This is a genomic window from Sinomicrobium soli (assembly GCF_003285545.1).
Classification (GTDB): Bacteria; Bacteroidota; Bacteroidia; order Flavobacteriales; family Flavobacteriaceae; genus Sinomicrobium.
The window spans coordinates 84,752-108,644 of sequence record NZ_QLNV01000006.1 but is presented as its reverse complement, the minus strand read 5'-3'; the positions used below and the strand labels follow the sequence as shown (position 1 = coordinate 108,644).

The 23,893-nt window shown below is 48.4% G+C and carries 24 protein-coding genes; 5 read left to right on the top strand and 19 right to left on the bottom strand.

Annotated features, from left to right (window positions below; genetic code table 11):
* Positions 1 to 11: 11 nt before the first annotated feature.
* Entirely contained in the window at positions 12 to 1,490 is a 1,479-nt protein-coding gene (locus DN748_RS09365) for a TPM domain-containing protein (protein ID WP_161554521.1), read from the bottom strand.
* A 297-nt stretch (positions 1,491 to 1,787) separates the two neighbouring features.
* Here DN748_RS09365 and panB point away from each other — a divergent pair, with 297 nt between their 5' ends.
* Both panB and DN748_RS09355 read left to right on the top strand, forming a co-directional pair.
* Positions 1,788 to 2,606 (top strand): 3-methyl-2-oxobutanoate hydroxymethyltransferase, encoded by an 819-nt coding sequence (gene panB, locus DN748_RS09360; RefSeq protein WP_112371531.1) that lies wholly within the window; start codon positions 1,788 to 1,790, stop codon positions 2,604 to 2,606.
* Between the two features lie 128 nt (positions 2,607 to 2,734).
* Positions 2,735 to 3,448 (top strand): RluA family pseudouridine synthase, encoded by a 714-nt coding sequence (locus tag DN748_RS09355; protein WP_112371530.1) that lies wholly within the window; start codon positions 2,735 to 2,737, stop codon positions 3,446 to 3,448.
* A 52-nt stretch (positions 3,449 to 3,500) separates the two neighbouring features.
* Here the strand turns inward: DN748_RS09355 and DN748_RS09350 are convergent, their stop codons facing one another.
* The 7 genes from DN748_RS09350 to DN748_RS09320 all read right to left on the bottom strand — a co-directional run bounded on the left by DN748_RS09350 (position 3,501) and on the right by DN748_RS09320 (position 10,323).
* Positions 3,501 to 4,214, bottom strand: coding sequence for a response regulator transcription factor (locus tag DN748_RS09350; RefSeq protein ID WP_112371529.1), 714 nt, complete (start codon positions 4,212 to 4,214; stop codon positions 3,501 to 3,503).
* Positions 4,215 to 4,219: 5 nt separating this feature from the next.
* Positions 4,220 to 5,791, bottom strand: coding sequence for a sensor histidine kinase (locus DN748_RS09345; RefSeq protein ID WP_112371528.1), 1,572 nt, complete (start codon positions 5,789 to 5,791; stop codon positions 4,220 to 4,222).
* A 72-nt stretch (positions 5,792 to 5,863) separates the two neighbouring features.
* Positions 5,864 to 6,457 carry a dephospho-CoA kinase gene (gene coaE, locus DN748_RS09340; RefSeq protein WP_112371527.1) on the bottom strand — a complete coding sequence of 198 codons (594 nt, stop codon included), beginning with the start codon at positions 6,455 to 6,457 and terminating at the stop codon, positions 5,864 to 5,866.
* Between the two features lie 213 nt (positions 6,458 to 6,670).
* Positions 6,671 to 7,663: a CdaR family protein gene (locus DN748_RS09335; RefSeq protein ID WP_112371526.1), complete on the bottom strand. Its 993-nt coding sequence runs from the start codon at positions 7,661 to 7,663 to the stop codon at positions 6,671 to 6,673.
* A 3-nt stretch (positions 7,664 to 7,666) separates the two neighbouring features.
* Positions 7,667 to 8,668, bottom strand: coding sequence for a glycosyltransferase family 2 protein (locus tag DN748_RS09330; protein ID WP_112371525.1), 1,002 nt, complete (start codon positions 8,666 to 8,668; stop codon positions 7,667 to 7,669).
* A 128-nt stretch (positions 8,669 to 8,796) separates the two neighbouring features.
* The gene (locus tag DN748_RS09325) at positions 8,797 to 9,705 is read right to left on the bottom strand and encodes an NAD(P)/FAD-dependent oxidoreductase (protein ID WP_112371524.1); all 909 of its coding nucleotides are present in this window, start codon (positions 9,703 to 9,705) and stop codon (positions 8,797 to 8,799) included.
* 60 nt (positions 9,706 to 9,765) lie between these two features.
* Positions 9,766 to 10,323 carry a TetR/AcrR family transcriptional regulator gene (locus DN748_RS09320; RefSeq protein ID WP_161554520.1) on the bottom strand — a complete coding sequence of 186 codons (558 nt, stop codon included), beginning with the start codon at positions 10,321 to 10,323 and terminating at the stop codon, positions 9,766 to 9,768.
* 144 nt (positions 10,324 to 10,467) lie between these two features.
* On the opposite strand from DN748_RS09320, the gene DN748_RS09315 reads away from it, so the two are divergent.
* Entirely contained in the window at positions 10,468 to 11,340 is an 873-nt protein-coding gene (locus DN748_RS09315; protein WP_112371522.1) for a sugar phosphate isomerase/epimerase family protein, read from the top strand.
* 92 nt (positions 11,341 to 11,432) lie between these two features.
* Here the strand turns inward: DN748_RS09315 and DN748_RS09310 are convergent, their stop codons facing one another.
* Complete coding sequence (locus DN748_RS09310; protein ID WP_112371521.1) at positions 11,433 to 12,485, bottom strand: YncE family protein; 1,053 nt, start codon at positions 12,483 to 12,485, stop codon at positions 11,433 to 11,435.
* 247 nt (positions 12,486 to 12,732) lie between these two features.
* Here DN748_RS09310 and DN748_RS09305 point away from each other — a divergent pair, with 247 nt between their 5' ends.
* Positions 12,733 to 13,698: a hypothetical protein gene (locus DN748_RS09305; protein WP_112371520.1), complete on the top strand. Its 966-nt coding sequence runs from the start codon at positions 12,733 to 12,735 to the stop codon at positions 13,696 to 13,698.
* Between the two features lie 16 nt (positions 13,699 to 13,714).
* Here the strand turns inward: DN748_RS09305 and DN748_RS09300 are convergent, their stop codons facing one another.
* A complete protein-coding gene (locus DN748_RS09300; RefSeq protein WP_146746587.1) occupies positions 13,715 to 14,401 on the bottom strand; it encodes a hypothetical protein in 687 nt (228 codons plus the stop codon).
* Between the two features lie 211 nt (positions 14,402 to 14,612).
* Between DN748_RS09300 and DN748_RS09295 the strand changes: the two genes are divergently transcribed.
* Entirely contained in the window at positions 14,613 to 15,026 is a 414-nt protein-coding gene (locus DN748_RS09295; RefSeq protein ID WP_112371518.1) for a glyoxalase, read from the top strand.
* A gap of 4 nt (positions 15,027 to 15,030) precedes the next feature.
* Here DN748_RS09295 and corA read toward each other — a convergent pair whose 3' ends face one another.
* The 9 genes from corA to hisG form a co-directional block, all read right to left on the bottom strand.
* Entirely contained in the window at positions 15,031 to 16,104 is a 1,074-nt protein-coding gene (corA, locus tag DN748_RS09290) for a magnesium/cobalt transporter CorA (RefSeq protein ID WP_112371517.1), read from the bottom strand.
* A 25-nt stretch (positions 16,105 to 16,129) separates the two neighbouring features.
* The gene (hisIE, locus tag DN748_RS09285) at positions 16,130 to 16,726 is read right to left on the bottom strand and encodes a bifunctional phosphoribosyl-AMP cyclohydrolase/phosphoribosyl-ATP diphosphatase HisIE (RefSeq protein ID WP_112371516.1); all 597 of its coding nucleotides are present in this window, start codon (positions 16,724 to 16,726) and stop codon (positions 16,130 to 16,132) included.
* A 351-nt stretch (positions 16,727 to 17,077) separates the two neighbouring features.
* Positions 17,078 to 17,833, bottom strand: a complete 756-nt coding sequence (gene hisF, locus DN748_RS09280) for an imidazole glycerol phosphate synthase subunit HisF (RefSeq protein WP_112371515.1) — start codon at positions 17,831 to 17,833, stop codon at positions 17,078 to 17,080.
* Between the two features lie 40 nt (positions 17,834 to 17,873).
* Positions 17,874 to 18,608 (bottom strand): 1-(5-phosphoribosyl)-5-[(5-phosphoribosylamino)methylideneamino]imidazole-4-carboxamide isomerase, encoded by a 735-nt coding sequence (gene hisA / locus DN748_RS09275; protein WP_112371514.1) that lies wholly within the window; start codon positions 18,606 to 18,608, stop codon positions 17,874 to 17,876.
* A gap of 18 nt (positions 18,609 to 18,626) precedes the next feature.
* The gene (gene hisH / locus DN748_RS09270; protein ID WP_112371513.1) at positions 18,627 to 19,217 is read right to left on the bottom strand and encodes an imidazole glycerol phosphate synthase subunit HisH; all 591 of its coding nucleotides are present in this window, start codon (positions 19,215 to 19,217) and stop codon (positions 18,627 to 18,629) included.
* A 7-nt stretch (positions 19,218 to 19,224) separates the two neighbouring features.
* A complete protein-coding gene (gene hisB, locus DN748_RS09265; protein ID WP_112371512.1) occupies positions 19,225 to 20,358 on the bottom strand; it encodes a bifunctional histidinol-phosphatase/imidazoleglycerol-phosphate dehydratase HisB in 1,134 nt (377 codons plus the stop codon).
* 75 nt (positions 20,359 to 20,433) lie between these two features.
* The gene (gene hisC / locus DN748_RS09260; RefSeq protein ID WP_112371511.1) at positions 20,434 to 21,486 is read right to left on the bottom strand and encodes a histidinol-phosphate transaminase; all 1,053 of its coding nucleotides are present in this window, start codon (positions 21,484 to 21,486) and stop codon (positions 20,434 to 20,436) included.
* Positions 21,486 to 22,778 (bottom strand): histidinol dehydrogenase, encoded by a 1,293-nt coding sequence (gene hisD / locus DN748_RS09255; RefSeq protein ID WP_112371510.1) that lies wholly within the window; start codon positions 22,776 to 22,778, stop codon positions 21,486 to 21,488. The genes hisC and hisD overlap by 1 nt, the downstream gene beginning before the upstream one ends.
* Before the next feature lie 18 nt (positions 22,779 to 22,796).
* Entirely contained in the window at positions 22,797 to 23,654 is an 858-nt protein-coding gene (gene hisG, locus DN748_RS09250) for an ATP phosphoribosyltransferase (protein WP_112371509.1), read from the bottom strand.
* Positions 23,655 to 23,893: the final 239 nt, after the last annotated feature.

The window sequence follows — 23,893 nt, the reverse complement described above, 5'->3', positions numbered from 1 at the left end:
CCTGAAAACGGTTACCAGCTTCCGCCGGCTCCGCCACCGCCACTGCTCCCTCCACCGAAACTTCCACCGGAAGAGGAAGAAGAACTCCCCCCAAACCCTCCGCCCGAAGACGATGAACTCCGCTGTTTACGGGGAAGTATCTTTATCCCCAGGTCTTCCACATGATTACAGTTCACACATTTCCGGATACGCTTTCCCCTGCCTTCCCGGTCGTAGGTCGCCGAGGTAATCGTCTTTACCGTTTCCTGCCCCAGCGTCCTGAACCCGCATGACTGGCAGTCGGCATATTTCCGGAAACGGGGCCCGGGCCAGCTCACAGCCCTGACCTCTCCGGTATCCCGGTGCTTCCATATTTCGTAGCTCCGCGATAACGCCCACTCCTCCTTGAGCTGTCCGCCGCTCAGCAGATCGGTAGATTTCTTCAGTTTGTCCCGGTCCATCCGGCTCCACGCCCCGCTGTTATCCGGGGGCAGAAAACGCTCCTTCATCTTTTTCCTCTTTCCCCGGAACCGCAATACCATAAAAAAAGCCAGGGGGGATAGCAGCAGGGGCAGCGCCATGCTCCGGTGGTACCGCCCCAGGGCTTCCAACTTGTTTTTTTCATCCCTGAACGATTTGGATACCAGCTCATTGCCCCTTTGATATTTAAAGAACACAATGATACTACCGAAAACAACAGCATACCACGGGATCAATGCTGGACGGAACAGTACGGCAGGATGATACCCGCTGAATCCCAGTCCGAAAATGGCGGCAAAAACAAGGAAAAAGAAACAACCGCACCCGCCTCCCAGGGCATTCATGAATTCCTTTACCCCCTTTCTGACCTTTGTCCCGCGCTTTACCGATCCCGAGATAATACGGTCCATATATTTCATGACAAGGAAGATAACAGCGATAATGATCGCCGCATACAGCAGTTTCTGCCCATACCGGTCCAGGAATGTAGGGCCTTTCAGTGCTGCCCTTATTTCATCGGCCTTCCCGGGAGACAGGGTGATGTCCCTGATAACATTCATGGCCTTTAATACCCCCTCGCCATAATTACCTGCCTTAAAGGAGGGGACCATATATACCTCCCCGATGCGTTTAAGTATGGCATCGGGAAGCACCGCTTCCATACCATACCCGGTAATAAACCGGTAATTCCTTCGCTCCCTGGCCACTAACAGCAATAATCCGTTATCCTTTTCCTTTTTCCCGATCTTCCAGCTTTCAAACAGTTCGAAAGCAAACTGAAAATCGTCCTGTCCCACAAAATCATCGATGACCACCACCGCCACCTCTGCGGTAGTTTTCCGCTCAATGGCTACAGCTATGGAATTTATGGAATCTTCGGCAACGGCATTCAATATCCCGTCGGGGTTACTCACAAAATAGTCCTGCCCCCCCGCTTTCGGGCTGGGAACACTTTCTACGGTGTACTGCCCGTATCCGGAGACCAGGGAAAGCACCGTCAGAATGACTGCTGTAACAATATGTTTTTTCATGTTTATCAATGTGATAATGTGCCAATGTGATAATGTGATAATTGACCAATTGGCTAATTGACTAATTGGCACATTGGCTAATTGACTAATTACCACATTATCTCCGCAAAATAAGGGCTGTTCCCGGGAAAGGCCTAATTTTGGAAAATAAAATATCAAAAAATACCCGATTTCCATGAGATGGTTCCGGGCAGGCACGTCCGGAATTCCTCATCAGCTTACCGGTGGGAAGCACACAATTTAGTATTTTTACGGCATATTATCAGAAGCTGCTAATACTAACATAAATAACATAGCATGTCGGTTGCAAAAAAAGAATACAGGAGAGTGACGGTAAAATCGCTTTCCGAAATGAAAGGAAACGGTGAAAAAATAAGTATGCTCACCGCCTACGATTACTCCATGGCCCATATAGTGGACGGTGCCGGGATAGATGTCATCCTGGTGGGAGATTCTGCCAGTAATGTCATGGCCGGGCACGAAACCACCCTTCCCATAACCCTCGACCAGATGATCTATCATGCCTCTTCGGTGATAAGGGCGGTAAAACGGGCCCTTGTCGTGGTAGACCTGCCGTTCGGAAGTTACCAGTCCGATCCCAAGGAAGCCCTGCGCTCCGCCATCCGCATCATGAAGGAAAGCGGCGCTCACGGGGTCAAGATCGAAGGGGGAAAGGAAATAAAGGAATCGGTCAAAAAAATCCTCCATGCGGGAATCCCGGTGATGGGACATCTCGGGCTTACCCCGCAATCCATCTATAAATTCGGGTCTTATACGGTAAGGGCCAGGGAAGAGCAGGAAGCGGAGAAGCTCCTGGAGGATGCCATTTTCCTGGAAAAAATGGGATGTTTTGCCATTGTACTTGAAAAGATCCCCGCCACACTGGCCCGGAAAGTGGCCGAAAATGTCTCCATCCCGGTTATCGGTATCGGCGCCGGAAACGGCGTAGACGGACAGGTACTGGTACTTCACGACCTGCTGGGCATGACCTATGAGTTCAGCCCGCGCTTCCTCCGCCGTTATATGAACCTGTACGAAGATATGACAAATGCCATCTCTCAATACGTTGACGATGTAAAGAACAGCGATTTTCCCAATGATGACGAACAGTATTAATGTGATAATGTGCCAATGTGATAATTGACCAATTGGCTAATTGACTAATTGGCACATTGGCTAATTGACTAATTGACTAATTGACTAATTGGCTAATTGGCTAATTGACTAATTAACAAACAGGGATTATGAGTATACGTTCAGACCGGAACAATATTATGGTGCTTTATGAAGACAATCACATCATTGTCGTAAACAAGAGGCCGGGGGATATTGTACAGGGGGACAAAACGGGAGACAAGCCGCTCAGTGAAGTGGTTAAGGAATATATCAGGTACAAGTACGACAAACCGGGTAATGTGTTCCTCGGGGTGGTACACCGCCTGGATCGCCCTACGAGTGGTATCGTTGTCTTTGCAAAGACTTCGAAGGCCCTTCCGCGCCTGAACAGGCTCTTTGCCGAAAAAGAGGCCCGAAAAACTTACTGGGCCATCGTTCAGAAATGCCCCTCTCCTCCGGAGGGACTGCTTGAGCACTGGTTAAAACGCAACCAGAAACAAAACCGTTCGTATGCATATCCCAAAAAGGTAGAGGAAGCGAAGAAAGCTTCCCTGAATTATCGGGTTATCAAAAAACTGGATCGTTATTTTCTGCTGGAAATAGACCTGCATACCGGGAGGCATCACCAGATCAGGGCACAGCTATCGGCCATAGGATCGCCTGTTAAGGGGGATCTCAAATACGGCCATGACCGGAGTAACCGGGATGGCAGCATACACCTGCACGCGCGTTCACTTACCTTTATACACCCCGTAAAGAAAGAAAAAATTACCATTGTTGCCCCCCCGCCCGAAGGAGATGCCCTGTGGAGAGCCTGTCAAAATGCAATAAAGCCCGTATGACAGCGGGCTTTATTCCTTTCGGATAATTATTTTATGATCGGGTTATTTATTGCTACTCGGCTTCACTCTTGACCACAAGCCGGAACCCTTCACCATGAATATTGAGGATTTCCACGTCTTCATCTCTCTTGAGGTATTTCCTCAGTTTGGCAATATACACGTCCATACTCCTGGAAGTAAAATAGTTATCATCCCTCCATATCTTGGTAAGCGCAAGTTCCCTCGGCATCAGATCGTTTTCGTGCAGGGCCAGCAGGCGTAACAATTCATTTTCCTTGGGCGACAGCTTGATGGGTTCTTCCTCTCCGTAAGTGAGAAAACGCAGCTTGGAATTCAGGTGGAATTTACCTATCTGGAATTCGAACTGGTTACTGTCGGCATTACCACCGTTGGCCTTACGCTGAAGGATTGCCTTTATCTTGAAGAGCAGGACCTCCGAGTCAAAAGGTTTGTTCAGGTAGTCATCGGCCCCGGCCTTGTATCCTTTCAGGACATCCTCCTTCATGGTCTTTGCGGTGAGGAATATGATCGGGATATGTTCGTTTTTTTCCCTTATTTCCTTAGCCAGGGTAAACCCGTCCTTATAAGGCATCATGACATCGAGAATACAAAGATCAAAACTTTCCTTGCGAAACTTTTCAAACCCCTCCATTCCGTTTTTTGCTAAAACCACATCAAAATTGTTTAGCGCTAAATAATCCTTAAGAACAATCCCGAAATTGGGATCGTCTTCAACCAACAAGATTTTCTTATTTACTGCTTCCATAATTTTTATATTAAAGGTAACTTTATAAAAAAGGTACTTCCTTTATCTTTTTCACTTTCCACATACACCATTCCCTGGTGATCCTCCACGACATTCTTCACATACGCCAGTCCCAGTCCGTGTCCTTTTACATTGTGGATGTTCCCGGTATGTTCCCGGTAAAATTTTTCAAATATCCTCTTGAGTACAGCCTTGCTCATTCCCATCCCCTGATCCTGTATCCTGATCACTATATTGTTTTTTACCGTTTCGGTATGTACATCGATCCGGGGCGAATCAGGAGAGTATTTTATGGCATTGTCCAGAATATTGACCAGCACATTGGTAAAATGGAATTCATTGGCCAGCACCTCACTGCGATCGGCCTTAAAATCTGTACGGATCTCCCCTCCCCGGTTTTCCACCATAAGAGATACGTGTGCTATGGCTTCTTCGATAATGTCGTGAATGTCCACATTGTTTTTACTGATCTCCAGCTGGTTTTTCTCCAGTTTTGATATGCGCAATACATTTTCTACCTGCGCATGCATTCTTTTATTCTCATCCCTGATCATTTGCAGGTACTGGCTGACCTTGTCGTTATTTTCAAGAACCTTGGGGTTCCGGATGGCATCCAGGGCGAGATTGATCGTGGCAATCGGAGTCTTGAACTCGTGCGTCATATTATTGATGAAATCCGTTTTTATTTCGGAGATCTGTTTCTGACGGAGCAGCTGGTGAATGGCTCCGGAATACGCTATAACTATAATCAGCGTGAAGATAATGGATAACAGGGCCATTCCCATGATACTGGAGACGAGGAATTTCTTTTTCTGGGGAAATGTCACCAGCAGGGCAAAATCGGTTTTGCCTTCCTCATCCAGGAAAATAGGAACCTTATACCTGGTACTCTCACTCAGTTCAAAACCCCTTGACCTTACCTTGGTGGCCAGATCGTTGCCATACACACCATACTCAAAGTCCAAATCAATCCCGGCCTCGGAAAGCTCCCTTTGCAAAAGCAGCTGGATTTCCTGGTCAGACACTCTTTCACTTATAGGCTTGCGTTTGGCATAATGCTGAAAATAGGTTTCGAACTGCGCCTTGTCAATAGCCGTCATTCCCCCTATCTTTTCTATCCTTTCGGAAGGGGTATACGTCTTTTTTCCATCGATATCTATCCCTTCTTCGTAAATGATTGTGCTTCGTTTACTGTTAAAATTTTTAATAGGAATAGAATCCGATTCGCTATCAAAGAACGTAGAAGATATCCCGTAATCCTCTTCTAAAACACCGTGAGAGTAAATAAATGTCTCGTTATTTTCCTCGTTTCTGTCTATAAACAAAATCTGCCGGAGTTCAGCTTCCTTAAACTTACCTATACTGTCTACAAGTTGCAGGTATCTGTTGGAGTAATCCTCTATCTCCCTTCTTTCGATCTTGTCTGCAACCGACCTCAGTATCTGTACGATACTCGTAGAGAATTGTTCCTCCTTATCATCTACGGCAGTCTTTATCCAATATCCCTGAACAAAAATAATACCAATCAGGGATAAGCTCATCAACGCTACCAGCAGAACGAATAATTTCTTGCTCATTAAAGCAAAATTAAGGGTTTAATATACAGTTTGTCCAGCCTTTAACCAAACCTTAACAAAAATAAACGATATTTAACGGGACGCTTCAAGGTTTGATAAAACAGGGTGTAACTCCCTGACCTGCCTTTCGGTTTTTTCCAGGTCGGTATTGACAATGACATAATCGGAAAGGGCTTCCTTCCGCTTTTCATCCCATTGATTAGCTATACGCCGGAGAACATCTTCCCTGCTTACGGTATCGCGTTGCATCACTCTTTTTATCCTGGTTTCTTCCGGTGCCGTAACCATAACCACGGCATCGCATTCCTTATTACCACCGCTTTCAAAAAGCACGGCAGCTTCCTTTATGACATAGGGTGCATGCTGCCTGGCATACCACCCCCTGAAATGTGCTGCTACCGCCGGGTGAATAATACCGTTCAGCCTGCCGAGCAATGCCCTGTCGCTAAATACCTTTCCTGCAATATACGCGTTATCCGGGCCACCGGGTGTATAGGCTTTCTCCCCCAGCAGTGCTACTATGGCCGTCCTGATTTCCGGAGCGGTCCGCATCAATTTCCCGGCTTCGATATCGGAAATATAAACAGGCACCCCCAACTCCGAAAACATACGTGCAACTGTAGACTTTCCACTACCGATACCCCCAGTTAATCCTACTACGATCATTTATTATCAAGTTAAAGGCAACCCTGACTTCGCAGGCAGGCCTGCAATTCCATTGTTACTTATCCTTTGGTTACTGAGTTACTAAGTTATTAGGTTATTGAGTCAAGACGCAATAAAACCTAATAACCTAACAACCATCCATCAATTTAACAACTTTCTGCTTCTCTCACAAGATTTTCCCGGAGATTGTATACCCCCGGACCATCTTTCCGGCTACTGCCCTTTTCCCGGCTGCTGCGCGGTATTGTCCTGCTTGAGGATATCCACCTCCCATTGCGACAGGCTTATACTCGTCACGGCATCCGGCATTTTCAATACTTTCAGCACCAGGTAACTGGTACTGTCCGACACAATACTGTCGTAATTCCCCGCGACGATAAAATCCGAGGGGTGTACCCCCGACAGGTCTCTGAGCGGACCTTCGCAACGAATTTCGATTTCGGAAGGAAATGTTTTTACTTCCACACTTTCCGGTACATTGGTCACCGTAACAGGTACGATAATCCGGCGTTCGGAAAAACGGGCTACCCTGGCACTCAGTTGCACTTCCCTGTGCTCGAAACGCAAATGGCGGAACTCTTCGGGTATGGCCAGAGGGATTTTCCGGTCGATATCCGCATCTATATTCTTCAACACCAATTCAGAAGTATAAAGGGTATCTATCCGGTTCACTTCCACGTCAGGGCCATACACCTTTACACGTTTCGGAGACAGCACCAGACTGTCGTATACCCGGTAATCCCGGGCAAAGGATAAATTAGCTTTCAGTCGTACCGGAATATCCCTGGTAATATTCCTTGCGAGATTGAAAAACAGGGTATCTGCCGCTACCTGCAATACATTCACTTCCGACGGAAGGGCGGCCCTTAACTGCCCCTGGATATCGGCAGCGAGCAGAAAATAATCCTCCCCCCTTTTTCTTATGCCGGAAAGGTCGATATTGACATTTTCACCAAAATACTTGAGCCCGAACAGCCGGAAACCCTTTGCATTGACAGCCACTTTGATACTCTTCTGTGGTTTTATCAGGAGTTTATCTTCCGGGACCCCCGAATAGTGCGCTTTTAAAGTTACGGAGGTCGTATACCTGTTAGGCAGTTTTATGAGAAACCACAGTACAAAAGAGAAGAAGAAAAAGAACATGAACAGCGAAGCTTTTCCGCTCTTTCTGATCTTTGGTTTATTTCGTTTGCTGCGCTCTTTCATCAATTATTCAAAAAATAATTCGGGAAATACCCTTTCCGGGACCTTCTTCAGTATCTTTATATAAAACGTACTCTTTATAAAACCGTATCCGTACCCGGAAAATTGTACGAGAACGGCAAAAACCGACATCAGCGCGATCTTTATCCCACCGCTGCTATACCACGAGTCGAAAAATATCACTATAAAATATATAAGGTATAATTTAATAAAAAATATGTTTCCCGCCAGGCACATCAACAGGCTGAACAGAAACCCTGCCAGAAAAAATGCCGGAAGCCAGTATACCGGCTTTTCCGTTTGCGGATGCCAGCGGTTGAGTATGGGCCTGGTCATTCCGAACTTGTATACCTGTGTATAGAATTTTTTCCAGGATATGCGCCTTTTGTGATATACGTATGCCCGCTCAAAAAAACGCGTTTCATAACCTGCTGCCCAAAGGCGGATGGTGAGATCAGGATCTTCCCCGGGATGTATTTTTCCGAAGCCGCCGGTCCGAAGGAAAGCCTCACGGGAAATCCCCATATTAAAGCTTCGGGGCTGAAATTTTCCTACGGCATTCTTCTTCCCCCTTATTCCTCCAGTGGTAAGCGTCGAAGTCATGGCATAGTTTATGGCCTTTTGCAAGGGAGAAAAGGAAAGATGAGCAGTATCGGGCCCTCCGAAACAATGCACAAAGTTTTCAGCCAGTTCGCGGTGTACTTCCGAAAGGTAGTGCGGAGGGAGAATACAATCGGAATCCAGAATGAGGAAATAATTCCCCGAAGCTTTCTGCATGCCGTAATTTCGGGAATCCCCGGGACCTGTATTCTCCTTGTAGAAATAGGAGATGCTCAGTTTTCCGGAATACCGTTTTACAACCTCTTCAGACGATATCCCGGAGCCGTCCTCCACAATGACCACTTCAAAGGACCTTTCATAATCCAGGCAGGCCATGCTCTCCAGCAGCTCCGCCACCTCATCCGGCCTGTTATACACCGGAACTATAAAAGAAAATTCCATACCCATGGGGCAAAGATATAATAAAAGACCATTGGAAAAATAAAATCAACCCGGGGCTTGTCTTTCCAAGGTACTTCCCCGATGTGATCCCATCCGCTTCCAATGACCCCGCAACTGCCTGATAAGGCTAACCCCTAATCCTCCTTGAGAATAAGTTGCCGGCTGATCATGGCTCCGGCCCTGGTCCCCGCAGCAATGGCACCCGATACCGATCTCATGGGTGAACAGTTGTCACCCACTGCAAAAACACCGTCCACACTGGTCTGTCCGAACCCGTCAACCTCAATATATCCGTTTTCAGACAGCTCACACCCCAGGGTTTCCGGAAGGGCACTGTGCTGTTCAAAAGGTAAAGCCGCATACAGCGCACTGATATCGAGCCTTCCGCCATCCGAAAACAGTACGGCCTGTAATCTGCCTTCTTCGTGCAATAACCGTTCGACCGCCCTGTCTTCTACCCGTATATCATGCCGTGACAGCAATTCGCGGTGTGCTGCCGTTACCGAATACCCTTCAGCCGGAAAAACCGTGAGCTTTCCTGCCCAGTGATTGATAAAAACCGCGTGTTCCGCTCCGTGGTCATTGCTGATCATCAATCCCGTATCCATACCCTTGTACTCGTATCCGTGACAGAACGGACAGTGGATTACGGAAATACCCCAACAGGCCGAAAATCCAGGAATACGGGGCATAATATCCCTTATTCCCGTCGCAAAAACAAGCTTGTTGCCCCGGTAAACATTTCCCTGTTCCGTGGTAACCGAAAACCCGTTTTCTTCCTTATGTACTTCACAAGCCCAATCGTAATGCAGGCTTACCGTAGGATACTTCAACACCTGTTCCCGGGCCTTATTACTGATCACCTGCGGCGGAACCCCGTCCTGGGTGATCAGGTTATGAGAATAGGGAGTCTGCCTGTTACACGGGTTCGCACTGTCTATGACCAGCACCTCCATACACGCCCTTCCCAGGATCATTGCCGTGGAAAGGCCCGCATAACTGCCTCCCACGATGATCGCATCGTAATCTTTTATTCCTTTCATAAATTGCGTTTTATGTCTCTAAAGTGAGACATTATTGTGTAAAAAATTTTATTCAGCTCCTTAATTACCTATCGCTTTTTTCATGGAGATCCAGGCAAATTTCTTTACCTCCTTTTCCCGCATTCCCTCGTCCTTCAGGCTGCTGATAGCCGCCGATACAATTCCCGGAAACAGCACTGCTATCCACGAAGAAGGAAGATGGTTACTGATCTCTCCCTTATCCCTGAGTTCTTCTATGACACGGTTAAAGGACCGGAAGGTACGGTCGTAATCCTCGCAATTCTTATCGCTGTGGGTATGATGGTGATCACGAGCACGGTGTATCTGTCGCAGAAACGCGTATTTAACCCCGCAGTCAATGGCAGCATACAGCTGGTATTCGAGCAGCTGAAGCGGTCCGGATGCTTTCCGCGAAGCTTCTTCCATGGCTTCCCGGCAAGCCAATACCATATACCGGTTGCAGGCGGCCAGCAACTCGTCCCTGTCCCTGAAATAGCGATGTAATGTTCTGCGTGTAATCCCCGCTTCCTGTGCCACTCTTTCCAGTGGCGCAGATAAATCGCCGTTGAATACGGAAATGGCGGCTTCAATAATTCCTTGTCTGGTATCTGCTTTCACGGGGTTAAAGATAAATAAAATGTCTCATGATTGAGACATTTTTAATTGATATTTTCCGAGAGAAAGCGAAGCCCCGCATAATATTGTATATTGTATGGCTTTTTCCGAATGACTAAAAAATAAAACACTAAATACCGATTGCACATGAACAGACGAAATTTTATCAGGAGTACCGGAATACTTACCGCAGGTACTGTTGCCCTGGGACAGGGCGAACTGATGGCCGGGGTATTGAAAAGCAGGTCCATCGATCCTTTCGGGGTACAGTTGTACAGCGTGAGGGATGTATTGCCACAGGACCCCAGGGGGGTGATGAAAAAACTCGCCGCCATGGGATACAGACAGTTCGAAAGCTATGCAGGGAAAAAGGGATTCCTCTGGGGAATGGCCCCGCAGGAAATGAAAACTTTTCTCGGTGACATAGGCGTAAATATGGTGAGTACCCACTTCAACTACCACGCCGTGACCGATAACCCGGACAAACTCAAAAAAAATATCGAAATGGCCGAAGGTGCCGGGTTAAAATACATCCTGTGCCCCCATATCGGCGCCCAGAAGAGCTGGGACGACTGGAAACGGATCGCCGAGCAATTCAACAAGACCGGGGAGGAAGTCAGCAAGGCCGGGCTGAAATTCGGTTATCACAACCACGATTATTCCTTCAGGCCACTGGAGGGAAAACTGCCCCAGGAATTCCTGATCGAAAACACCGACCCGGAAAACGTCTTGTTCGAACTCGATCTCTGCTGGATCGATGTTGCCGGTGCAGACACGGCCGCCCATCTTAAAAAGTACGGGAAACGCTATGAATTATGCCATATCAAAGACTATAACATCAAGGACGGAAAACCCCTGCAGTGCGATCTCGGTGACGGGAGCGTGGATGTTAAGAAAACACTTCGCAGCGTTCTTAAAAGCAATATCCGGCACTTTATCGTAGAACAGGAACAATATCCTGTTTCGCCTTTGGAAAGCCTTAAAAATGATGCCGTATACATGAAAGCGTTAAAGGTCTGACGAAAGACAACGCTCACTGTTTGCACAGAAACAATAAAAAACGCCGGGAATATGCAGTCTCCGGCGTTTTTTATATAGTTGTTTATTAATTATTATAAGCTAATAAGGCTCACGGTATCTCCTTCCGGGTCCTTCAGGGAAGGATTGTCCCTGTCACTACGGGCCTTGTTGGTTACATAGGCATTTCCTGACTTGACATCAATGGCCACCGTATTCGGATGGGTCCCTGTTTTCAGGTTTTTCAATACCGCATAGTTACCGGTATCCACCACAGTCACCGTACCTGCCTGTCTGTTGGCAATATAAAGAAGTTTCTTTTTGGGGTTGAAAGATATGCCCAGCGCACCTTCTCCCGTGGGGATAGTCCTGATCACCTTTCCGGAATGAGCATCGAGTACCGAAACATTTCCCGTTCCCTGGTTGGATACGAAAAGACGTTTTCCGCGAGGATCATATGCCAGGTTGGTAGGTTTTTCACCACCGGCCGGAAACGTTTTCACCACCTTGTGCGTTTTAAGATCGATCTCCACAATATTGTTATCCCCGAGATTACATGCATACAGCACGTTTTCCTTTTGGTCCAGGGCTATGCCCGTAGTAAGGTTTCCCGTGTTTGCTATGGTAGTCTTAAGGGTATTTGAAGCCCCGTCAATAACCCACACCCTGCTTTCTTCTCCGGGGTCGGTGACATATACCGTATTGGTGGCCTCATCAACCACCACTTCCCGCGTATGGGCCTCCCCCTGCGGGGCGGTTATTTCGGCAATGGCCTCACCGGTAGCCAGATCGATAGCCGATACACTCCCCGAAACAGTATTGGAAGTATACAAGGTCTGGGTTTTTCGGTTTATACCAAGGCCGAATGCAGGCGCTGACGAAACATCTATACTATCCGAAACCGTCAGGTCGTCAGCATCCAGTTTATATATACGGGAGCGGAACTGCTTGCTTTCAAAAATCTCTTTGGACATCGGGCCGAACGAGGCCACGTACACCGAATGATCCTTGTCATTGTATACGATCTCGTAAATCTGCTCTCCCGGTTTTACGGTTTTTTCAATCTGCTGGGCGGCAGCCCGCTGCACCAGACCAACCGTCAACAATAGTGTACCTGCCACTAAGAATTGTCGTTCTGCTTTTTTCATAATACTTTTTTAAAGGTTAATACGCTATGATCCGGAGGTCTTTATTAAGAATGATTCTATATAACAAATATAATGATATCACCTCTAAAAAATTCATATCCCGGATACTTTTTCCGATTTTAACATTTCTCCTTACGGTTTCGCGCAACCTATATCAGAGCATCACATCTACTACGTGTAACGACCTCCGACTGACCATCGGCCCCGGGTATATGAATACACACACCATTAAAATGCCACATAACACATGAAAACTTTCGTTTCACCTTCACCGCGTCTTTTATTATTACTGCTTATAACCTGTTTTTTTACCGGCTGTCAGAATGATGACGATGCAGCTGATGCTGTTTTCGGCAGCGGACAGTCCGTACTGGTTCATGAGGGAAATATCCTGGTCAGTGGCTTCATTTCCCGGCACCGGCAGCTCCGCACCGGGTATTGGATCAACGGTGAACCGGCTTCTGAAGAAGATTTCGAGGCACTGACCGGCCAGCCCGCCATATACAGGCAGGCCGTGGACGATGAATTCAGGCGGATATACAGGTACCGGGATACCCGGGGTGTTCTCAGGGAATACAGTTTTAACCAGTTTGTCTCCGAAAAAGACCATGTTCTTCAATATTACGAAGATGGTGTTCGTATGGAAATGCCTGCGGATAGCCTGGGAGTACTTTCCGCGGTCGACTTTGCGGAAGACCATCCTTATTTTGCCGGTTTTTTTGAATCGGGAGTATACGGAGACAGTATTGCCGTATTGAATCCGCGTGTCCCTTTTATCTGGGACGGCCATTCTTCCCGACTTCCCCTGCAGCTCCCGGAAAATACACCGTCATTTCAGGGTATCAGCACCATTTACATGAAAAATGCAGATGAATTTTATATAAGTGCGGTCTGCGGATTTCCTATGTACTGGAAAAATACCGAGCCTGTGGTACTCGACAACCGCTATGGGGAGGTATGGCAGATCACCTCCGGTGAATCTGATGTTTACGCTGCGGGATTCGTCAACAAACACGGGTCGAACAGCACCTCACATACGGCCTGTTACTGGGTCAACGGCACGTATCATGAACTGGAAGACCACGCCCAGGCTTATGGTATTTATATAGATGGTACCGATATTTATGTTACCGGGGCTACCGGGAATGTCCCCACCGCTTACCGCCCGTGCTACTGGGTCAACGGTGTCCGGGTCGATCTGCCATTAAAATAAGAATAAGAGAATCAGATCATTCTTCCTCGTCCTTGACGACGATCATGGTAGCCTTTCCGCCCGTATTCAGCAGCCATTCATTGGCCGACAACAGCTCTCCCTGGTCGCCGAATACCCGGAGTTCGGCCGTATTGGGGCCCGAACTACCCTGGTTCAACGCCTGAAACTCGATCTTGTTGAAACCTTTCTGCAGCGGTATGTGAAAGACCTTGAATCCCGCTTCGAGTGTCACATCGTATACCACTACGCTGTCGTTGAGATAAATCCGCACCCGGTCACCATCCACATACTCGTGGTCCCGGCAGGCCAGGCCCACTGTTTTGGAGTTCGTCTTAAAGTCTCCGAGGTAACCGGTGGTCGTATAATTCCCGTTGCGGTCCTCCCCTTCGGTACCCGTAAACTGCCTGTTGATCTTAGAATTGTATTTTTCACCCGGATTGAGAAACTGTTCTTTCTGCATGAAATTGCTCTGGTCCTCGGAGGGGTCCAGGGTATACTTTGTGTTTTTCCTGTAGGGATTAAGCATGGGAGATTCCATGATATCGGGCGTATTGAGAATGGAGCCTCCTTCCCCGGCCGAATTGCTTTTGGGGAGTGACTTTTTTTCCGCCGGAATGGGAACGGACTTTATGGGGATATCTCCCTGGGCCGATAAGCGGGCCGTAACCCCCAGCAAAACAAATATAAAAAATAGACTTTTCATACGCCACGTACAACAAAATTCATGCCTGAATAACATTTGGTCAGGAACCGGTATCCAAAAATAAGTAAAGCCATACACAATATATGCCTATAAGATGTTAAAATACCTTTCCGGGTGGAAAGTACAGGGATGTTTATAAGATGGTTAACAACTATGCCCCTATCTTTCCGGAAGCGTTCATATAAGAAGTACCTTTAATAAAACTGCTATTATGGACAACAGATCAAAAGGCTTGCTCCGTATCCGTCCCGAAATTCCCGATGCACTGGTTTACGACACGATGAGTAGTGATGAATACTTTCAGAATGCTACGCTACGCCCTGTTATCAAACTGCAAAGGGAACTACTGGTAGAGGCTTTCAGGAATTATGCCAACAAACACAAGGGGGTGTTCTACACCCTGAATACCGAAAAGAAACTGCACTATATCGAAAATGCCATCCAGAAGGACATCAAGTTCCGGAACTCCCTCAAGGGCATGATCATAGGCCAGTTTACCGTAGCGGAATACGCGGAATACATACGGAATTCCTCCACCCTGAACAAGCGGATGATGAATACCGTTATCGAAACGGTCAAGGATTGCCTGCAATTGCTGGAAGCAGATGTGGAATGCAGTGTTTGATTCACTACAGCCATTTTTTCCTTTTGAAGTATAACAACATCCCGATAAAGATCAGGAGCATGACTCCCATGAGGATAAAATAACTGTACTTTCCGTGCAGTTCGGGCATGTTGTCAAAATTCATGCCGTAAACCCCCGCAATAAAGGTCAGGGGGATAAAAATGGTGGCGATCACCGTCAGTACCTTCATGATGTTATTCATCCTGTTGCTTATGGTACTCATATACATTTCCATAAGGCTCATGATCATCTCCCGGTACATCTCGATATATTCCACGACCTGTATGGCATGATCGTAAAGATCGCGATAAAAGTTCTCGATATGCGCACTGATGAGGTCGGAATCGGTTTTTTCTATACGGCTGACGATCTCCCTTGCAGGAAATACAGAGCGTTTCATACGAAGGGTTTCCTTTTTCAGCAGCAGGATATCCCTGGTAAGATCGGCCTTATCCCCTCCCTCAAATAACTGGTCTTCTATATCTTCTATCTTCTCTCCCAGCGTTTCAGCCACCAGGAAATAATGGTCGGTAACGGCGTCGAGCAGGATAAACAGCAGGTAATCGGACTTTTCATTCCTGACCCGCCCGCGATTTTCTATAATGCGTTTTCTCAGGTCATCGAAAACATCCTGTTGCGGTTCTTCCTGAAAAGTAACCACATATCCCTGCCCCATAACCAGGCTGAGGTGTTCGATCACCAGCCTGTCCTCCTGGTAGTACAACATTTTGAACACCACAAAAAGATAATCCTCGAACTCGTCGATCTTGGGGCGCTGATAGGTGTCCACGATATCTTCGAGTACCAGCGGATGCCAGTTCAGATGTTTGCCAAGGGTCTCTATCGCCTTTACGTTCCGCAATCCGTTAACGTTGATCCAGGTCGTCTTGTTCCCGGTACAGAAAGGCAATACCTTTTCCACATTGTCAAATACGGTATGCGTACAGTTTTCCCTGTCGTAATCTATAACCTCGATAGAGAAATCCTCTTCTGTCCGGACCCCCGTATACGTCATGGTTCCGGGTACGGAACCTATGTTTCTCCTTCTCTTCCTGGCCGGGCGTGTTTTTTTCTTCATATCTCTAAAGATACTGAGAAACTATTTATTTCCTATGCCGATCCTTAAGAATTTTGATAACGTCTTCCAGGGTATACCCCTTGGCCTGCAACAGGATAAGGTAGTGAAAAAGCAGGTCTGCACTCTCGTTGAGAAACAGGTCTTTATCGTTGTCCTTGGCCTCGATAACCACTTCAACGGCCTCCTCTCCCACTTTCTGGGCGATCTTGTTGATCCCCTTCCCGAAAAGGGAAGCCACATAACTGTCCTTTCCTCCTTCCTCTTTTCTCCGGGCAATGACACCTTCCAGTTCCGACAGGAAACCGAAATGCGGGCGGTTGTCCTCTTTCCAGCAGGTATCGGTACCGGTATGGCAAGTAGGCCCCTTCGGGTATGCCCGGACCAGCAGGGTATCGCCGTCACAGTCTGCCTTAATATCGGCCAGGAGCAATACATTGCCGCTCTCCTCGCCCTTGGTCCATAAACGCTGTTTGCTGCGGCTGAAAAAGGTCACCATACCGCTTTCCACGGTTTTTTGGTAAGCGGCCTCGTTCATATACCCCAGCATCAGTACGGCCCGGGTCTCGGCATCCTGTATAACGGCAGGTACCAGGCCGTCGTTTTTTTCAAAATCTATATTCATGATGATCGTGATTTAGTTTGTTAGTTGTTAGTTTACACAGGTTAATTTAGTTTGTCATTCAGAGCGAAGCGCAGCGTAGTCCCTGCCTGCCGGCAGGCAGGGAAGAATCTCGACCCAAGCCCAAAAGAACTTCAACAGCACAACGGCTAAAAAGAGATTTAACTACGTTGAGCCCTTCGGGGTTCTCCTGCCGTCGGAATGACAATCCTGTCATTCAGAACGCAGTGAAGAATCTCAACCCAAGCCCAAAGGAACTTCAACAGCACAACGGCTAAAAAGAGATTTAACTACGTTGAGCCCTTCGGGGTTCTCCTACCGTCGGGATGAACTCCCGACTTCCGACTTCCATGATTACAAACGCACTGCAATATCCTGTGCCCTTAAAAAAGCTTTCAGCGGATTGATCTCCATCTCCTTGAAATGAAATACGCTGGCTGCCAGGGCGGCATCAGCTTTTCCTTTCAGGAAGGCGTCGGCAAAATGCTGCATTTCCCCGGCCCCTCCCGAAGCGATCACCGGGATATTTACCAGTCCGGAAATATGTGCCAGGGCTTCATTGGCAAAACCGTTCTTGGTCCCGTCGTGATCCATAGAGGTAAAGAGTATCTCCCCGGCGCCGCGCCGTTCGGCCTCCGTGACCCATTCATACAGGGGGATCTCCGTAGGCACCTTGCCCCCGACCAGGTGTACCCTCCACTGGCCGTCTACCTGCCTGGCATCTACGGCCACCACTACGCACTGGCTTCCGAAACGCCCGGAAAGTTCATCGATCAGTTCGGGGCGTTTTACCGCAGAAGAATTTACCGAAACCTTATCGGCCCCGTTATGCAATAGTATTTCCACATCTTCTACGGCAGCTATCCCCCCTCCCACCGTAAAGGGAATATCCACTTTTTCCGCTACTTTCCGGACCAGTTCGGCCAGGGTTTTCCGTTTTTCCTCGGTGGCCGAAATATCCAGGAACACCAGTTCGTCAGCACCCTCCGCAGCGTATATGGCAGCGAGTTCCACCGGGTCTCCGGCATCCCTGAGGTCGAGAAAATTAACCCCTTTTACCGTTCTTCCGTTCTTGATATCAAGACAGGGGATGATTCTTTTGGTCAACATATGTTTTTCTATTGATACTGTGATCGATACACAAACGGCATCAGGCCACAATATAGTTTTCAAGTTCTTTAAGGCTTATCTTACCCTCGTAAATGGCCTTGCCTATAATGGTCCCCTCGCATCCCAGGGCTGCAAGGCGGGGAAGTTCTTCGAAAGCGGATATCCCGCCCGAAGCGATAAGCTTTGTATTTCCGGTATGCTCCAGTATTCCGGAATACAGTTCGAACGCCGGCCCCTTCAGCATACCATCTTTGCTGATATCCGTACATATCACATATTCAATCCCCTCTTTGTTATATCCTTCGATAAAGGGGATCAGATCTATACTTGAATTTTCGAGCCAGCCGCTTATGGCTATTTTTTCTCCTTCCGGACCGGGCTGTACATCGGCCCCGAGAATAATTTTTTCCGCGCCGTAACGGTCCAGCCACCCCAGGAAGGTCTCCCTGTTCTTTACGGCAATACTCCCCCCGGTAACCTGTGCGGCACCGCTTTCAAAAGCTATTCTCAGGTCATCGTCCGATTTGAGTCCGCCCCCGAAATCGATCTTAAGACCGGTATTCGACGCTATCTGTTCCAGTATCCTGTAGTTTACGATATGACTGCTCCTGGCCCCGTCCAGGTCTACCAGGTGCAGGTATTCTATACCGTGGGCCTCAAACTGTCTGGCCACCTCGAGAGGGTGTTCGTTGTACACCTTGCTGGTACTGTAATCTCCTTTCGAAAGCCGTACACATTTGCCTTCTATAATATCTATTGCCGGTATTATTCTCATGGTGATAAATCTGTAATTTTAAGAAACGGTTTCCAGAAAATTTTTTAAAACTGCTGCTCCTGCCGTACTGCTCTTTTCGGGATGGAACTGCACCCCGTAAAAATTATCCTTTTTCAGGGCAGAAGCATACGCAATGCCATAGGACGTATAAGCGACAGCTTCGGGGCAGTCGGGCACGTAATAACTGTGTACCAGGTACATGAATTCCCCGTCCCGTATCCCGTCGAAAAGGTCCGATTTCAACCCGGAAATCCGGTTCCATCCTATCTGGGGTACCTTCACGCTATCCGGAAACCGGAGCACATCGGCATCAAATATTCCCAGTCCCGAAGTATTTCCTTCTTCCGAATGCCTGCACATCAGCTGCATCCCCAGGCATATACCCAGCACCGGCTGCTCCAGCTCCGGGATAAGCCTGTCGAGCCCGGTGGCCCTGAGTTTACTCATGGCGCTTCCCGCGGCCCCCACCCCCGGAAAAATAACCTTATCGGCCTTTTTAATGGTTGCTGCATCATCCGTAAGTACGGCCTGATGCCCCAGTCGTTCCACGGCAAATTTCACGCTCTGGATATTTCCCGCCCCGTAGTCAATAATAACGATGTTCTTCATACCTGCTTCAGATCATTCCCTTTGTAGTAGGGAGTACCATTTTTTCCACATCCCTTTTTACTGCCATCTTCACAGCTTTGGCAAAAGCCTTGAAAACAGCTTCTATCTTGTGGTGTTCGTTCTGCCCTTCGGCCTTGACATTCAGGTTTGCCCCGGCCCCGTCGGTAAAAGACTTAAAAAAGTGATAGAACATCTCCGTAGGCATCTTTCCGATCATCTCCCGCCTGAATTCGGCATCCCATACCAGCCAGTTCCTTCCCCCGAAATCGATGGCCACCTGCGCGAGACAGTCGTCCATAGGCAGGCAGAATCCATACCGCTCTATACCCAGTTTATTTCCCAGCGCCTTCCGGAATGCCTCTCCCAGTGCAATGGCAGTATCTTCAATAGTGTGGTGTTCATCCACCTCCAGGTCGCCCTCAACACGAATAAAGAGATCCATCTGCCCGTGCCTGGCCAGCTGATCGAGCATATGGTCGAAGAAGGCGATCCCCGTCGTGATATCGCTCTTACCGGTACCGTCGAGGTTAAGGTCTATTTTTATATCGGTCTCATTGGTCTTTCGCTCTACCGAAGCGGTGCGCCGTTCCAGTTTCAGAAATTCGTATATCGCCTTCCAATTATCGGTTTCCAGGGCTATACAGGCCTGAAGTTCCTCTGCCCCGGCGGTAACCTCCCCCGTTCCGAGCCGGGTGTTATTGTTGATGAACACCGCCCTGGCCCCGAGGTTTTTGGCCAGCTCCACATCAGTGAGCCTGTCGCCTATAACCAGTGAATTTTCCAGGTCGTATTCCTCTGAAAAATACGGGGTAAGCAACCCGGTTTCAGGCTTCCTGTCGGGTGAGTTCTCTTCGGGAAAGCTGCGGTCTATAAAGATCCGGTCAAACACTATCCCTTCGTTTTCCAGGCTTTTCAGTACCAGGTTATGCACCGGCCAGAACGTATCTTCCGGAAAAGCATCCGTTCCCAGTCCGTCCTGGTTGGTCACCATCACCAGCTCATAATCCAGTTCCCGGGCAATACGTCCCATCCAGGTAAACATGCCGGGATAGAATTCCAGTTTTTCAAAGGCATCGATCTGTTCGTCTTCCGGTTCCTTTATCAAGGTACCGTCACGATCTATAAACAATACTTTTTTCACACAAATATATTTTTAAGATCAATTAATTATCACATTGACTAATTGGCTAATTGACCAATTGCCACATTATCACATTCAAACCATCCCGCGCAGTTCTTCCATCAGTCTACTGTTCTCTTCAGGGGTTCCCACCGTAAAACGCAGGCAATTTTCGCAAAGCGGCTGTGTCGTCCGGTTCCGTACCACGATACCTTTGTCCAGCAGTTGCCTGTACCTCAGGTTGGCGTCGTCTACCCTGGCCAGGATAAAATTGGCATCGGAAGGAAATACCTGCGACACAAATTTTACTTCAAGTAATGCATTAAATAAAAGCCCCTTTTCCCTCTTTACATCAGATACTTCCTTATCTATACTATCCGGATCATCCAATCGGATCAATGCCCGTCTCTGGGTCAGTGCATTTACGTTATACGGCGGTTTTATCCTGTTGAGCACGGCGATGACCCCCGGCGATGCAAAGCAGATGCCCAGCCGTATTCCCGCCAGGCCGTATGCTTTAGACAGGGTCTGGGTAACCACCAGGTTGGGGTATTCCTCCAGCCTGTGCAGACAGCTTTCCTGCGCGGAAAAATCAATATACGCCTCGTCGATCACTACGAGTCCGCCAAAACCTTCCAGGAGGGCCGTAACACTTTCCGCGGAGAAGGAGTTCCCCGTGGGATTATTGGGAGAGCACAGGAACAGTATTTTCGTATTCCGGTCGGCCGCTTCCAGTATATCCTTCACCCTGGGCTGGTATTCCTGCGACAGCAGCACCTCCCTGTTTTCCACATTGTTGATCTCTGCCAGTACCTTATACATGCCATAGGTCGGGGGCAGGGTCAGCACATTGTCCTGTGCCGGTTCGCAGAACGCCCTGAACAGCAGGTCGAGCACTTCATCACTTCCGTTACCGAGAAGAATGTTGTCCGCCGGCACCCCCCTCCGGGCGGCCAGTACCTCTTTCAGCTTCCGCTGCTGCGGGTCCGGATAGCGGTTTACATCGCTTTCAAAAGGGTTCTCATTGGCATCGATAAATACCATTTCGGCCTCAAAATCCTCAAATTCGTCCCTGGCGGAAGAATACGGTTTCAGCCGGGCCACATTAGGCCTTACCAGCCGGTTGATATCAAATAGTGTCTCCTTCATTATTTCTTGTTTTCAAGACGGTTCAACCTCAGGGTAACCGCATTTTTATGTGCCTGCAGGCCTTCCGCATCCGCCATCAGTTCTATAGCATTCCCGATATGCCTGATCCCTTCTTCGGTAATTTTCTGGAAGGTAACCGATTTGGTAAAGCTGTCCAGGTTTACCCCACTGTAATTACGGGCATACCCGTTGGTAGGCAGTGTATGGTTAGTACCCGATGCATAATCTCCCGCACTTTCCGGGGTGTAGTTCCCGATAAACACCGACCCTGCATTGACAATGCCCTCCACATAAAATCCTTCTTCCGCGCTGCATATAATAAGGTGCTCGGGGCCATAGCTGTTCACCAGTTCGAGGGCATCCTCCTTATCCTGCACATAGATCAGTTTTGAATTCCCTATGGCCGCTTCGGCTATGTCCTTTCGGGGCAGGGCTTCCATCTGCTGCTCCAGCTCCTTTTCCACCGCATCGATCAGGTCTTTCGAAGTGGACACCAGCAGTACCTGGCTGTCTTTACCGTGTTCTGCCTGTGAAAGGAGATCGGAAGCTACAAACCCGGCATCGGCGCTGTCATCGGCCAGGACCAGAAGTTCCGAAGGGCCTGCGGGCATATCGATGGCCACACCGTACTGGGTAGCCAGCTGTTTGGCCACGGTGACATACTGGTTACCCGGCCCGAATATCTTGTACACCTGCGGAATGCTTTCCGTACCGAACGTCATTCCCGCAACGGCCTGTATCCCTCCCACCTTGAGGATCCGGTTTACCCCGCACAGTCCGGCAGTGTACAGGATCGCAGGATGTATATTCCCCTGTTTGTCCGGGGGAGAACAAAGTACGATCTCCCCGCATCCCGCAATAGCAGCGGGCACGGCAAGCATAAGCACCGTGGAGAACAACGGGGCCGTACCCCCGGGGATGTAAAGCCCGATCTTCTGTATCGGTTTCTTTTCCTGCCAGCACGTTATTCCATCGGTGGTGGTTACCGTTACCCTCCCTGTTTTCTGGGCAGCGTGAAATTTTTCGATGTTGGTCCTGGCCAGTGCTATGGCTTCTTTTAATTCGCCAGAAACCATTCCGCCTGCGGCTTCTATTTCGGCCGGGGTCACCACCATACTGCCCGGCGACACCCCGTCGAACAGCGAGGTGTATTTCAGCACCGCCCGGTCTCCTTTATCCTTTACTTCCCTGAAGATTTCCTTTACCATGGCCTCTATATCGCCTATGGTACGGGTCGGCCTTTGCAGTAATTCCGGCCATGTAGTGCGTTCGGGATTGTATATTCTGTTCATCTCAACCACTGTTTCTTATTAGAGTACCATTTTTTCAATAGGACATACCAGGATGCCTTCGGCTCCTACCGCCTTGAGTTCGTCGATCACCTCCCAGAACTTGTTCTTGTCGATCACCGAGTGTACGCTGCTCCACCCTTCTTCGGCCAGCGGCATTACGGTCGGACTTTTCAGTACCGGGAGTATCCTGCCCACTTCCTCTATCTTGTCATTGGGAACATTCATCAGTATGTACCGCGAATTTCTGGCCTTAAGCACCGACTGTATACGGAACAACAACCTGTTCAGCAAGACATTGCTCTCTTCCGAGATTGCAGGGGATACTGCCAGTACGGCCTCGCTTTTCAGGATGATCTCCACCTCCCTGAGATTGTTCTTAAAGAGAGTGCTGCCACTCGATACGATATCGACAATGGCATCGGCCAGGCCTATATTGGGTGCGATCTCTACCGAACCCGATATCTGGTGCAGTTCTGCCGTGATCCCTTTTCCTGCCAGGAAAGCGTTGACCGTATTCGGGTAAGAGGTGGCGATCTTCAGGCCGTCGAGATCTTTTACCGAACGGTAGGGAAATGTTTTCGGTACGGCAACCGACACCCGGCACCTGGAAAACCCGAGCTTTTCCACCACCCGGATATCGTCTCCCTTCTCCACCAGGAGGTTTTCTCCGAGAATGGCCACGTCCACCACCCCGTCGCGAAGGTATTGGGGAATATCCGAATTCCTGAGAAAGAGTACCTCCATCGGAAAGTCGGAGGCCTCTGCCTTAAGCTGGTCTATGCCGTTATTCACCGAAATTCCGCATTCCTTGAGGATCTTAAGGGAATCTTCATTAAGGCGACCGCTTTTCTGGATAGCAATTTTTAATTTGTTCATTGTTCTCGTTTTGCCCCTTCCGGGATACATTAGCTGATATACGGTTTAAAAATAAAAAAGCCCGTTTGAATCACTCAAACGGGCTCTATATGGATTTTTATGAATTACACACATACCATGTTCACCTCGCCTGAGTGCAAGAGTAAAAATGGTGATGATGTAATACGGTTATAGTCATTTCTCTATTGTAATGCAGCAAATTTAAATGAAAAATCCGTTATAAAAACAAGAAAACGGCT